This is a genomic window from Corynebacterium sp. TAE3-ERU16 (assembly GCF_019209935.1).
GTDB lineage: Bacteria > Actinomycetota > Actinomycetes > Mycobacteriales > Mycobacteriaceae > Corynebacterium > Corynebacterium antarcticum.
This window is the reverse complement of the sequence record NZ_JAHUTN010000003.1, coordinates 29430-43200: the sequence shown is the minus strand read 5'-3', so window position 1 is coordinate 43200 and position 13771 is coordinate 29430. Positions and strand designations below refer to the sequence as shown.

Here is a 13771-nt window from a genome sequence, read left to right as displayed (position 1 = left end):
TGGTCAACGGGGAAGGTGGGCCACGAAGATCGCCGTCCCCGGGAAGAGGTTCCCACGCAGTGGAGACCACTGGCCCCAGGTCTCCGTGAGGTCGTCGGGCCACTCCGGCTCGATCAGATCGTCCAGGACGAAACCGGCCCCGATCAGCTCGCGGATCCGGTCGCCGATCGTCCGGTGCTGCTCGGCGTAGGTCACCTCCCTTGTCTCCGGATCGCGCTCGACGTAGCCGGACCGATCGAAGTAGCTGATGTAGGCCGTCAGTCCCTCCTCCCCGGGGTCATCGGGGAAGATCCACCGCATCGGATGGTTGACGGCGAACACGAACCGGCCGCCGGGAACGAGGACCCGGGCGACCTCCCGCATGAGCCCGGCGCTGTCGGAGACGAAGGGGATGGCACCGAAGGCGCTGAATGCCACGTCGAAGGATGCGTCCCGGTACGGAAGGTACATCGCGTCCGCCTGGACCAGGGCAACGCCGTGGCGCCCGGCACCCGAGCTGTCCGCCCGCTCGAGCATTCCCCGGGAGAGATCGAAGGCGGTGATGAATCCGACGCCGTCCGCGGCCAACCACCGGGCGCACGGGGCGGATCCGCAACCGATCTCCAGCACACCGGCGGAACGGACGTCACCGAGGAGCCTGACGTCCCGCTCGTGCAGCATCTCCGGGCACCAGTGGAACTCGCCGACAGGGGAGTCCGCACCCAGATACGCCGCATGCTCCCGGTGATAGGCGGCTGCGTCGGAGTCCCACCACGCGCGGTTCGCCGCGGCGGACTCCGCGTCGGTGACGAGTGCGGAGTCGAGGGGGTCGGTGCTCACGTGCCGGAAGTCCGGGCGGATCGGGGGGAAGGGGTCGAAATCGTTCATCCCGTCATGGTATGCGTTCCGGTTGCCCGAACATCGAATCCCGGTTATTGTTGATCTCGTGTGTCTGTAAAGGCGACAAGATGCCGCTCACAATAGGAGGGTGGCATCGGGAAACGTCGTTACGGGTCCCTCCGGAGCCTGCGCTCCGACTTCTCTCCCTCCGCACCTCGGCCGGTTTCCTCTGTAGGTGAATCTTCACAGGTCACGTGGGGGAGACGGGATGGCACACATTCCCTGTCCACTTTCGATTCCTATCCATTTCGGAGCACTCAAACATATGCCCACCAACAACGCCCCTCAGGTTGCCGTCAACGACATCGGCTCCGCTGAGGACTTCCTCGCTGCAGTCGACGCAACCATCAAGTACTTCAACGACGGTGACATCGTCGAAGGTACCGTCGTCAAGGTCGATCGCGACGAGGTTCTGCTCGACATCGGTTACAAGACGGAAGGCGTCATTCCCTCCCGTGAGCTGTCCATCAAGCACGATGTCGACCCGGGCGAGGTCGTCGCTGTCGGCGACGAGATCGACGCACTCGTCCTCACCAAGGAGGACAAGGAAGGCCGCCTGATCCTCTCCAAGAAGCGCGCGCAGTACGAACGTGCGTGGGGTGCCATCGAGGCCCTCAAGGAGAAGGACGAGCCCGTCACCGGTACCGTCATCGAGGTCGTCAAGGGTGGTCTCATCCTGGACATCGGACTCCGTGGCTTCCTGCCCGCCTCCCTCGTCGAGATGCGTCGCGTCCGTGACCTGGACCCGTACATCGGCCAGGAGATCGAGGCCAAGATCATCGAGCTGGACAAGCACCGCAACAACGTCGTGCTGTCCCGCCGCGCATGGCTCGAGCAGACCCAGTCCGAGGTCCGCTCCGAGTTCCTGCACCAGCTGCAGAAGGGTCAGGTCCGCAAGGGCGTCGTCTCCTCGATCGTCAACTTCGGCGCCTTCGTCGATCTCGGCGGTGTCGACGGACTCGTCCACGTCTCCGAGCTCTCCTGGAAGCACATCGATCACCCGTCCGAGGTCGTCACCGTCGGCGACGAGGTCACGGTCGAGGTCCTCGACGTCGATCTGGACCGCGAGCGTGTCTCGCTGTCGCTGAAGGCCACCATGGAGGATCCGTGGCGTGTCTTCGCCCGCACCCACGCGGTCGGTCAGATCGTCCCGGGCAAGGTCACCAAGCTGGTTCCCTTCGGTGCGTTCGTCCGCGTCGAAGAGGGCATCGAGGGTCTCGTCCACATCTCCGAGCTGGCTGAGCGCCACGTCGAGGTCCCGGACCAGGTCGTCACCGTCGGTGAAGAGGCGATGGTCAAGGTCATCGACATCGACCTCGAGCGTCGTCGTATCTCCCTGTCCCTGAAGCAGGCCGACGAGGACTACACCGAGGAGTTCGACCCGTCGAAGTACGGCATGGCCGACTCCTACGACGAGCAGGGCAACTACATCTTCCCCGAGGGCTTCGACCCGGAGACGAACGAGTGGCTCGAGGGCTTCGACGAGCAGCGTCAGGCCTGGGAGGCCCGTTACGCCGAGTCCGAGCGTCGCTTCCAGCTGCACACCGCTCAGATCGAGCGTCACCGTGCCGCCGCAGAGGAGGCCGCCGTCGCCGGCGCGACCAACTACTCCTCCGAGTCCTCTGACGCCGCACCGGCCGCCGCCGCCGGCGAACCGGAGACCACCGGTGGTTCGCTCGCCTCCGATGAGCAGCTCGCCGCTCTGCGCGAGAAGCTGGCCGGTAACTAGGCACCACATCCCGCTGCTGCCCCGGGCGGTCTCTTTCTGAGGTGACCGGAGCACAGTCGGATCGAAGGGCCCCGCACCATGAATGGTGTGGGGCCCTTCTCTGTGCTCAGCGGTCGTGTGGTCCGGGAACTCTGTCTGTCGATCCGGCGTTGACGGGTGATTCGTGGGGTCGCGGGAGTCGAGGGGCGCGAGGGGTCGATGTCCCCTCGAGGTCGGGATATACGGCATCGTCCATCGCCGGATTGCTGAGAGTTTCACACATGTTCATGAGCCATTGGTGTTCCGGGGCCCCTGTCCGCTATACTGTGATTTAGCTTACAAATGAATGGTCCATTGCCGGTTTTACTCTCGGTAGCGGGCGAAATGGCGCTTATACAGGTGACAAACGGGCGTTTTTCCGCCAGGTTCGGACATTTGGAAGTTGGAGCAACCACGGCAATGAACATATGATTGTGGCAACTCGCCGCAAACTCGGGCATGTATGACCTCGATCACTGTTGCATCACACAGTTTAAACTGTGAAAACATATCACCGTCTCCCAGGTTGATCACAGGTAGAAATAATCGTCGGAAGATGTTGCTCTACCGGGTCCACCGGTTACATGGCCGCGGTTGAGCCGGTCAGGAACAAGCCTGAACCGGATGAGGTTTCACCCCGTGCACCGTGCGGAGGTGATGTAAGAAAGGTTCGTACATGGCGTCTAAAACGATGACGACATCACAGTTCATCCTGGAGAAGGTGGGTGGCGCGGAAAACGTCGCCAACCTCACCCACTGCGCAACCCGGCTGCGTTTCCAGCTCCACGATCAGTCCAAGGCTGATCAGAAGGCGCTGGATTCCAATCCCGACGTTCTCGGAGTCGTGCCGCAGGGTACGACCGGCCTGCAGGTCGTCATGGGCGGTGGCGTCGCGGACTACTACCAGGAGCTCATCACCCAGCCGGGAATGGGGGAGGGCGGCAAGCCCACCAACGGTAAGAAGCAGTACGACGGGGTCCGCGGCAAGTACTCGTGGGTCGACTACTGCTTCGAGTTCCTCTCCGACACGTTCCGGCCGGTCCTCTGGGCCCTGCTCGGTGCGTCGCTGATCATCACCCTCCTGGTGCTCTTCGACACGTTCGACATCCAGGACTTCCGTGAGCCCACGGACTCCACCTTCATCTTCATGCACGCGATGTGGCAGTCGGTGTTCTACTTCCTGCCGGTCATGGTCGGTGCGTGTGCGGCCCGGAAGCTCGGTGCCAACGAGTGGGTGGGCGCGGCCATTCCCTGCGCACTCCTCACCCCGTCCTTCATCGGGTTGGGTGAGCCCGGGGACACGGTCACCGTGTTCGGCCTGCCGATGGTTCTCAACGGCTACTCCGGTCAGGTGTTCCCCCCGTTGATCGCGGCGATCGGCCTGTTCTGGGTGGAGAAGGGTCTGAAGAAGATCATCCCCTCCGCCGTGCACATGGTCTTCGTGCCGTTCTTCTCTCTGCTCATCATGATCCCGGCCACGGCCTTCGTCTTCGGTCCCTTCGGCATCGGCATCGGCAACGGCATCTCGAACCTGCTGAACTCCGTCAATGAGTTCTCGCCCCTGATCCTCGCCATCATCATCCCGATGCTGTACCCCTTCCTCGTGCCGCTGGGTCTGCACTGGCCGCTGAACGCCATCATGATCCAGAACATCGCGACCCTGGGCTACGACATCATCCAGGGTCCCATGGGTGCCTGGAACTTCGCCTGCTTCGGCACCGTCACCGGTGTCATGTTCGTCGCCATGAGGGAGCGTGACCGCCAGATGCGCCAGGTCTCCCTGGGTGGCATGATGGCGGGTCTGCTCGGTGGTATCTCCGAGCCCTCGCTCTACGGTGTTATGCTCCGGTTCAAGAAGTCCTACCTGAGACTGCTGCCGGGCTGTTTCGCCGGTGGCCTCGTCATGGGGCTCGTGCCCATGATCATCCCCGCGATCAATCCCGTCACCGCGAACGCCTTCGTGTTCACCTCGCTGCTGACCATCCCGGCCTTCAACTCCGTCGGCCTCTACGTGGCCGGCATCGCCGTCGCCTTCTTCACCTCCTTCTTCCTGGTGGTGCTCTTCGACTACCGCTCCGAGGAGGAGAAGATCAGCGCCCGCGAGGCGTCCGCGGAGTACGAGCGCAATCTCGCTGCGGAGGCCGACATCGAGGATGCCGCTGCCACCTCAGCCACCACGGGTACCGCCGCCACTTCGGGTGCTGCGGGCTCCGTCGCGGTCGCCGAAGCTCCGGCACCGGCCACCACCGAGAAGACCGCTCTGCGCCCCGGCGCGGTGACCACCATCACCGCTCCGCTGGCCGGCCGTGTCGTCCCCCTGAGCGAGGTTCCGGACCCGATGTTCTCCGGCGGAAACGTCGGTAAGGGCGTCGCCGTCATGCCGAGCTCGACCACCGTGACAGCCCCGGGCGACGGGCAGATCCTGGCCCTGTTCCCGCACGCTGTCGGCATCCGCCTCGACAACGGCATCGAACTGCTCGTCCACATCGGCCTCGACACCGTCGAGCTCGAGGGCAAGGGCTTCACCTCCCACGTCGAGAAGAAGCAGCGCGTCCGCGCCGGTGACCCGCTGATCACCTTCGATCCCGAGGTCATCGCTGCGGCGGGCAAGCCGATCATCACCCCGGTCGTCGTCCAGAACCACCGGAAGTTCGCTTCCGTGGAGGGCCACATCGCGGACTCCGCCGATGCGACCACGACGATCATCACCGTGACCGCCAAGTAGCGGCACCCCGACCGGACCAACCGGTCGGACCCGCACCACGCAGAGCCCCCTCGCACCCTTCCAGGGCGCGAGGGGGCTCTCGGCTGTCAGAGGGCGGTTCCGCCGGGCGGTCTGTGCGGCCCGGCTGTGGTCCGGTGGCACGGCACCGATAGACTTGGGAACATGTTGAGAATCGGATTAACCGGGGGAATCGGCAGCGGTAAATCGACGGTCGCCGCCGCGCTGGCGGAGCTTGACGGGGTGACCGTCATCGATGCCGACGAGATCGCCCGCCACATCGTCGAACCCGGCCAACCCGCCCTCGAGGAGCTGGCACGGGAGTTCGGATCCGACATCCTCCTGGCCGACGGCAGCCTCGACCGCGGCCTCCTGGCGGAGCGCGCTTTCAGCGACGGTGCCGCCACACAACGGCTCAACGCGATCATGCACCCCAGGATCATCAGTGAAGCGGGCCGGCGTCTGGACTCCGCGGAGCGGGACGGCGCAGTCGCCGGCGTCTACGACATGCCGTTGCTTTTCGAGACCGGGCAGGCGGACAAGTTCGACACCGTCATCGTCGTCGACGTCGACAGCGAGGAGAGGGTCCGGCGGCTCACTGAACACCGTGGCATAAACGCAGCGGACGCCAGGCGTCGGATGGCGGCACAGATCGGTGATGCGGAACGGCGGAACGGGGCTGACATCATCATCGACAACAACGGGCCGTTGAGTGCGCTCGAACCCCAGGTGAAGAGCATCGTCGCACCGATCATCGACGCGGAACGACGACGCCCGGCTCACTGATCGCGGTAGTCGACCACCCCGACGGCCTCGAGACCGTCATCACGGGACGGATCGTAGTCCCGGCCGGCGGCCGGTCCCGGACCGGTGCGGGAGATCCGCCCCCTGCTGTCCGGACGCTCCGCCGAATCCGGCCCGAGAAGCTCATCGAGATCGGTGCGCATCAGCAGGACGTTGTAGTTGCTCCATGTCGTCGCGACGAAGTACAGGTCACGACCGGAGTCCCCCGGGAGGATGAAACCACCGTGGAGATCACGGACGGTCCCGGTATCGAGCACCATGCGTTCCCCGCTCCACGGCCCCGTCAGTGCCTCCGCGGTCCGGAGTACGAGGCCCTCACCCGTCTGATGGAGCGCGATAAACCTGCCGAGATGCTCGTTCCAGGTCACGGAGAGCCCCGAAACCGGGTTCTCGATGACCGTGGCGGCGGCGTCAAGGCCGAGCTCGACGCCGGTGTCCGGATTCCGGTCACCGGGGGAGAACCAGTTCTCACCGTCGAAGTAGGTGAAGGCGCTCTCGTCGGGGAAGTCGTCCACCGGAGCCCGACCGAGGATCGCGGAACCGTCGCGTCCCGACGGGGTACTGAAGCGGTACACATATCCGTCATGTTCGATGAACGCGGACATCTGGAGCTTCTCGTCGCCGTCCCGGAAGCGCGGGAGTCCGGCCACCCGGGTCTGCGCGGAGGGCCGATCACCGGTGCGGAGGGACTCCTCGACCAGGGTCCAGTCGACACCGTCGTCCGAGCGGACCGTGCCCGCGTAGTTCGTCGTCCATTCACCGGGGTCACCCCAGTCACGGACCGACACGTAATCCACGTAGTGGATCCCTCGCACGGTGATCGCACCGGTGGGGACGACCGTCCGTTCGCGACCCGGGTCCCTCGGTGTGTCGATGAACTCCACGGCGCGGCCCCGTTCCGACCATCCGTCCTCCGTCAGGGCCTCGTCGATGTCGAACCCGTCGCCGTATTCGAGATCCCGGGTCCGCACGAGTGTGTTGCTGCGCCAGTCCGGGGCAGAGTCGTCGCAGGCCACCGTGTCGCCGAACACCAGCATCAGCCTGCCCCCGGTGTCCGACAGGGCGACACCGAGATCCGTTCCCGCCACGCCGAAGGCGTGGTCGGTCCTGCCGGGGGACCCGGGGCCGGTGATGAGCTGCAGCGCCTCGGTGTGTCCCCTGATGATCGGCAACTGCCCCGGGCGGCCTTTCAGCCACGGTGGGCCATCGTCGGTCCCGGCGGCCCAGGGACCGCCGGACCCTCCGTTCGGCGAGTCCGGGGTCCGGGATTTCGCTGACCCGGCGGGTTTCCCGGTCAGCGGTTGCTGCCGGTGGTCGGGCACACACGGGCCGCCGGCAGCAACCGCCGCGGGAGCGGCAACGGAGAGAAACGGTCCCGTCACCGCGATGGCGGCCAGCGGGGCGAGTCTCCTCCCGAACCGTCGACCGTCGTGTGATCCGCTCATGCGTCTCACGCTAGCCGGTGCCTGAGCCGCCCCGCCAGTCGCCCGGTGTGATCCGCGCGGGACCGCGCGGGACAGGATCCCGGTACCGGTGGGTAGACTCGTGGCCATGGCTTTCGCTGCTGAACAACCCGTCCTCTCCCATTCCGAGCACCGGCCCGTCGGTGAGGTCGAGCGCACCGCCGCCACCTTCGAGGTGATCTCCGACTACGAACCCGCGGGCGATCAGCCGGCAGCGATCGCCGCCCTGAGGGACCGGTTGGAGAAGGGGGAACGGGACGTCGTGCTCCTGGGTGCCACGGGCACTGGTAAATCAGCGACCGCGGCCTGGTTGATCGAGCAGGTGCAGCGCCCGACGCTGGTGATGGCGCCGAACAAGACACTGGCGGCTCAGCTGGCCAACGAGCTGCGGCAGCTGCTGCCCAACAATGCCGTCGAGTACTTCGTCAGCTACTACGACTACTACCAGCCGGAGGCGTACATCGCGCAGACGGACACCTACATCGAGAAGGACTCCTCGATCAACGAGGACGTCGAGCGCCTCCGGCACTCCGCTACATCGGCGCTGCTGTCCCGCCGTGACGTTGTCGTTGTGAGCTCGGTGTCGTGCATCTACGGCCTGGGTACGCCGCAGAGCTACCTGGACCGGTCCGTGGTCCTGAGAGTGGGGGACGAGATCGACCGTGACCGGTTCCTGCGGCTGCTGGTCGACATCCAGTACGCGCGCAACGACGTCGCGTTCACCCGGGGTACCTTCCGGGCGAAGGGGGACACCGTCGACATCATCCCCGCCTACGAGGAACTCGCCGTGCGGGTCGAGTTCTTCGGCGACGAGATCGATTCGCTGTACTACATCCACCCGTTGACCGGCGATGTGGTCCGGAACGTGGAGGAGCTGCGGATCTTCCCGGCGACGCACTACGTGGCGGGCCCCGAACGCATGGAGAAGGCGGTGGCCGCGATCAAGGAGGAGCTCGCCGACCGGCTCGCCGACCTGGAGAACCGCGGCAAGCTGCTGGAGGCGCAGCGGCTGCGGATGCGCACCGAATACGATCTCGAGATGATCGAGCAGGTCGGGTTCTGCTCCGGTATCGAGAACTACTCGAGGCACATCGACGGCCGCGCGGCTGGATCCGCGCCGGCCACACTGATCGACTACTTCCCGGAGGACTTCCTCACCATCATCGACGAGTCCCACGTCACGGTCCCGCAGATCGGCGGGATGTTCGAGGGTGACATGTCCCGGAAGCGTAACCTCGTCGACTTCGGCTTCCGCCTCCCCAGTGCCCTGGACAACCGGCCGCTGACCTGGGAGGAGTTCGACGCCCGGAAGGGACAGTGCGTCTACATGTCCGCCACCCCGGGCACCTATGAGCTGACGGCCTCCGGCGGCGAGTTCGTCGAGCAGGTGATCCGACCGACCGGCCTGGTGGACCCGAAGATCGTCGTCAAACCGACGAAGGGGCAGATCGACGACCTCATCGACGAGGTAAACCAGCGCACCGCCAGGCAGGAACGGGTGCTCGTGACCACCCTGACCAAACGGATGGCGGAGGATCTCACCGACTACCTCCTGGAGCACGGTATCCGGGTCCGCTACCTGCACAGCGACATCGACACCCTGCAGCGCGTCGAGCTGCTGCGCCAGCTGCGGCTGGGGGAGTACGACGTGCTCGTGGGCATCAACCTCCTGCGCGAGGGCCTCGACCTGCCCGAGGTGTCGCTCGTCGCCATCCTCGACGCCGACAAGCAGGGTTTCCTGCGCTCGACGACATCGCTGATCCAGACCATCGGGCGTGCCGCCCGAAACGTCGCCGGGGAGGTCCACATGTACGCCGACAGCGTCACCGAATCCATGCAGCGCGCCATCGACGAGACGGAGCGCCGCCGGGAGAAGCAGATCGCGTACAACGAGGCTCACGGCGTTGATCCGCAGCCGCTGCGCAAGAAGATCGCCGACATCCTGGACCAGGTGTACGAGAACACCGGTGACGACGGGGAGCGGCGTGCCTCAGCGACCGGGGATGCGGCGCTCGTCGACAGGCCCGACGTCTCTTCGATGCCCCGGCGGGAGGTGCAGACTCTCATCGACGATCTGACCGCGCAGATGTCCGCCGCCGCCCGCGAGCTGAAGTTCGAGCTCGCCGGACGCCTGCGGGACGAGATCGCGGACCTGAAGAAGGAACTGCGTGGCATGAAGGAGGCCGGAATCTGACGTTCGGACCTCCGGGTGCGGTACCTTCCACGGGGCCCGCACTCTTTTGCCTACAATGGACGGGAAGAAAGACCTCGGTTACGGTCGGCCCGCGGACTGACGTGGAACCGGCCGACCGGAGCATCACCCCCTGATACCCCATCGGAAGGTTCACCATGAGTGACTACACCAAGATCGTCGTCGGAACGGACGGCTCGAAGTCGTCGATGCTAGCGGTCGAGCGGGCCGCGGCGATCGCCGCGGCCTTCGACGCCACTCTGATCGTCGGTTGCGCGTACTACGAGTCCGAGGAGCAGGCGTCGAAGACACTGCGCAAGGATTCCGTCACCGTCCTCGGCGACGATCCCGCACAGCGGAACCTCGACGCCGCCGCTGAAGCGGCCCGGAAGATCGGCTGCACGAACGTGGAGACCGCCATCAAGCCCGGCACTCCGGTGGAGGCCCTCATGGCCATCGTCAATGAGCACGACGCCGACCTGCTCGTCGTCGGAAACCGCGGGATCAACTCGCTCACGGGTCGCCTGCTGGGTTCCGTCCCCGCCGATGTCGCCCGCCAGTCGCAGTGCGACGTCATGATCGTGCACACCGTCAACTGACGCGATCCCACCTCCGCCCGGGCGGTCACCCCACGACGCTGTCCTCGTGGGGTGGCCGCCCGATGACCGTCAGTGACTGGGTGGCACGGGTGTACGCGACGTAGAGGTCCTGCCAACCCTGGGGCGACTGTTCCACGATGCCCGCGGGGTCCAGGATGACGACGTGGTCGAACTCGAGACCCTTGACACCCGCCACCGTGGTGCTCCCCGGCACCTGCCCGTCATCGGGGGCGATGATGACCGAGGTCCGCTCGGGGTCCCGCTCCGCCAGCTCACCGGCCACCGTCGCCGGATCGGTCCCGGCCGCCAGGAATCTGACCCCCTGGCCGGTGTCCCGGATCGCGGTCGCCGGGGTGTGACCGGGAGCGATTATCGGCAGCAGCGCGTCCGCCACATCGGCGATGTCCCGGGGCGTCCGGTAGTTCACCGTCAGCTCGTGCCGGTGGAACCGGCTGTGCACGTACGGCGCGAGGGTCTCGGTCCAGGAGTCGACTCCGGCCGGAGACCCGGTCTGGGCGGTGTCACCGACAAGGGTCATCCACCGGGACGGGCACCGGCGCATCACCATGCGCCACTCCATCGGCGACAGTTCCTGTGCCTCGTCGACGATGACGTGACCGTAGGCCCAGGTGTGATCCATCCGGGCGCGTTCCGCCGTGGTGCGCGTGTCCCGGATCCGCTGCCGTTCGGCGAGTGTCTCCGCGTCGACGACGTCGTGGGCGGAGAGGATCTCCGCCTCGAAACCGTCATCGAGATCCGATGACGCCGAGGAACTGAGGATGTCGAGGGCCTCCTGGGCGTCCTCGACCTGTTCGCGCCACTTCCGGTCGGCGGCCTCACGCGCGGACTCCGGGTCGGGCATACCGAGCCGTTCCGCGAGTTCGTCGAGAAGTGCCGCGTCCGACGTCGTCCACGGCGAACCCGGAGCCCGGAGCAGCGCCCGGCGGGTCTCGTCGTCGTATCCGGCGGCAGCCACGGCGATCGCGGACTCGTCCGTGAGCAGATCGTCCAGTACGGCTCCGGGGTCGAGCAACGGCCAGTACGCCTCCACGGCGTCGACCACCGTCCGCTCCTCCTCGAGATCCTCGTGCAGCTGTGCGACGTCCCCGCCGCCCAGGAGGTTGTTCCCACCGAGCGGGTCGGCACCGATCTTCTCCGCGAGCTGCTCGGCCAGCTGCCCGATGAGATGCTCCCGGAAGATCGGCTGCGCCAGGTTGTGGGGGCGGCGGGAGCGGCGGGCCCGCGTCCTCGACTTCTTCACCATCGCCGGGGTGAGCGTGAGTCCGATGCCCTCCACCTTCAGCACGACCGGCGTCTCGGGGAGTGTCTGGTGGGCCTTGACCGCCTCGGCGAGGATGACCGTCATCTCCTCCGACCCCTTGATCTCCCGGGTGAGCAGTGAGTCCGTGGCTGTCGGGGTCACCCCCGGGTACAGTTCACCGATGGTGGAGAGCACGACGCCGGTCTCACCCAGCTCGGGAAGCACGCGGGAGATGTAGTCCAGGAAGGTCCGGTTCGGCCCGATGATGAGGACGCCGGTGGCCGCAAGCTGCTCCCGCCAGGTGTAGAGCAGCCACGCGACGCGGTGGAGCGCCACGGCTGTCTTACCGGTCCCGGGACCCCCCTCCACCACCATCACACCGCGGGTCCGGTCACGGATGATCTCGTCCTGCTCCCGCTGAATGGTCTCGACGATGTCGACCATGTGACCCGTCCGGGGTGCCGTCAGCACGGACAGGAGGGCGGACTCGCTGCCGACCCCGCTCCGCGTTTCAGTCGTCTTCCCATCCGTCGGGGATGCCGAGAGCCGTTCATCGTCCACACCGGTCACGGTCCGCCCGCTGGTCCGGATGTGGCGACGGACCGTCACACCCTCCGGCTGTGCGGTGGTGGCCAGATAGAACGGGCGGGCCATGGGGGCTCGCCAGTCGAGCAGGAGTGTGCGGTACCCCTCCTCCCGGGCATCGAGCCCCATCCTGCCGATGTAGCGGCGGTCCAGACCGGGTGCCCCGGGAACCGGATTCTCCGCATCCCCGTCGGCCACGTCGATCCGACCGAAGACGAGCCCCAGCTGAGCTAGATTCAACCGGTCCAACCGGGCGTTGAGTGCGTGATACTCGGTTTCGCGTTGGACGAGGGCTTCTGCATCCGGATTCGCGGCGTCGACCCGCTTCATTACCTCCCGCAGCCGCTCATTGGACTGTGCGACCTCCGTGTCGAGCCGAGCGAAGAGCATGTCCGTGTACTCCTGCTCGGTTGCGATCTCCGGGTCCCCGTGTTCTTCCTGGTGCGGTGGGAGGGGGCGGTTCTGCACGACTGATACTCCTGGGGAGATTCTCGAGGTCCCGACGCGGCGGTCCGCTCGGGGTGCTGGGCGACAAAAAACCGGTGAAGGAACGGTAGGGGACAACTCTAGTTACGCGGACCGGGCGGGTCCATCCCCGCTCGCGCCCGCCGGACGTGCGACGCCCCGCCGACCGGGGTTCCGGTGGGCGGGGCGTCGGGTGAGGGGCCGGATCAGATGTCCAGCTTCTTGCCCCACTTCTTCTTGGCCTTCTTGGCGGCCTTGTCGGCTTCCTTCTGGTACTTCGCGGCGTTCCTGGAGGCGTTCTTCCGTGCCTCATCGGCGCGCTCCTGCGCCTGGCCGGCGAGCTTGACGGCCCGCTTCTTGGCGGTCTCGGCGTTGGACTCCGCGGCCTTCAGCCAGTCGTCCTTGTTGTCCTCGAAGTACTCCTGTGCGGCCTCGATGTACTCCGAAGCCTTTTCGGTGGCTTCACCGAAGAATCCACGGGTCGACTCGGCGAGTGCGGAGGCCTGCTCGGAGGCGGTCTCCGCGAACTTCTCGGTCTCGGACTTGGTCGGAAGCGCCTTCTGGACCTTCTTGTTGGTCACCTTCGCGGCGTGCTTCGTGCGCCAGGCGATACCGGGCTTGCCCTGGGTGTCCGCGGTGGTGATGAACAGACCACCGAGGAGGGCGATGGAGGTGAGGAAACCGGAACGGCGGGCGCTCTTCTCCTGGCTGTCGTCCGCCTCCCAGAACGCGTGCCGGGCGAGAATCGTCGGGATGGCGGTGATCGCGAGGGTCAGGGCGGAAAGGCGCGGGAACTTGCCGAGCGCCAGCATGCTGCCTGCGCCGACCTTGGTGACCCCGAGGCCCCGGGTGACGAGCTCGGGGTCGGTGGGCACGAGCGCGGCGTACTGCCGCGGCAGGACGCCGCGCAGCCGGTCGATGACCGACCCGGTGCCTTCCACGTGTGCCTCGGTGTTGGCGAGGGTGTCGACGCCGTCCGCGATGTACACGGAAGCTAGCATCGGTCGGGCGAGCTTGCGGATCATGGGTTACTTGGCTCCTTGGTTGAGTACCGG

Annotated in this window: 9 protein-coding genes; 5 read left to right on the top strand and 4 right to left on the bottom strand. The window is 66.2% G+C overall.

From position 1 onward, the window contains the following. Positions 1-3: 3 nt before the first annotated feature. On the bottom strand, positions 4-867 hold the full coding sequence (locus KRX55_RS04090) for a class I SAM-dependent methyltransferase (RefSeq protein ID WP_218406540.1): 864 nt from the start codon (positions 865-867) through the stop codon (positions 4-6). Between the two features lie 277 nt (positions 868-1144). On the opposite strand from KRX55_RS04090, the gene rpsA reads away from it, so the two are divergent. From rpsA to coaE, 3 genes are all read left to right on the top strand, one after another. Beyond that, the gene (rpsA, locus tag KRX55_RS04085; RefSeq protein ID WP_218406539.1) at positions 1145-2608 is read left to right on the top strand and encodes a 30S ribosomal protein S1; all 1464 of its coding nucleotides are present in this window, start codon (positions 1145-1147) and stop codon (positions 2606-2608) included. A 694-nt stretch (positions 2609-3302) separates the two neighbouring features. After that, a complete protein-coding gene (locus KRX55_RS04080; RefSeq protein WP_218406538.1) occupies positions 3303-5351 on the top strand; it encodes a glucose PTS transporter subunit IIA in 2049 nt (682 codons plus the stop codon). 162 nt (positions 5352-5513) lie between these two features. Beyond that, positions 5514-6134, top strand: coding sequence for a dephospho-CoA kinase (gene coaE, locus KRX55_RS04075; protein ID WP_218406537.1), 621 nt, complete (start codon positions 5514-5516; stop codon positions 6132-6134). On the opposite strand, the gene KRX55_RS04070 is transcribed toward coaE, so the two are convergent. Beyond that, positions 6128-7597, bottom strand: coding sequence for a DUF4185 domain-containing protein (locus tag KRX55_RS04070; RefSeq protein WP_255567554.1), 1470 nt, complete (start codon positions 7595-7597; stop codon positions 6128-6130). The two genes, coaE and KRX55_RS04070, sit on opposite strands and share 7 nt — an antisense overlap. A 106-nt stretch (positions 7598-7703) precedes the next feature. Here KRX55_RS04070 and uvrB point away from each other — a divergent pair, with 106 nt between their 5' ends. Both uvrB and KRX55_RS04060 read left to right on the top strand, forming a co-directional pair. Continuing rightward, positions 7704-9809 carry an excinuclease ABC subunit UvrB gene (gene uvrB, locus KRX55_RS04065; RefSeq protein WP_218406536.1) on the top strand — a complete coding sequence of 702 codons (2106 nt, stop codon included), beginning with the start codon at positions 7704-7706 and terminating at the stop codon, positions 9807-9809. A 155-nt stretch (positions 9810-9964) separates the two neighbouring features. Next, positions 9965-10405: a universal stress protein gene (locus KRX55_RS04060; protein ID WP_218406535.1), complete on the top strand. Its 441-nt coding sequence runs from the start codon at positions 9965-9967 to the stop codon at positions 10403-10405. 25 nt (positions 10406-10430) lie between these two features. Here KRX55_RS04060 and KRX55_RS04055 read toward each other — a convergent pair whose 3' ends face one another. Together KRX55_RS04055 and KRX55_RS04050 are read right to left on the bottom strand one after the other, a co-directional pair. Beyond that, positions 10431-12641, bottom strand: a complete 2211-nt coding sequence (locus tag KRX55_RS04055) for a HelD family protein (RefSeq protein WP_218406714.1) — start codon at positions 12639-12641, stop codon at positions 10431-10433. Between the two features lie 281 nt (positions 12642-12922). Continuing rightward, positions 12923-13741: a DoxX family protein gene (locus tag KRX55_RS04050; protein ID WP_218406534.1), complete on the bottom strand. Its 819-nt coding sequence runs from the start codon at positions 13739-13741 to the stop codon at positions 12923-12925. Positions 13742-13771 lie beyond the last annotated feature (30 nt).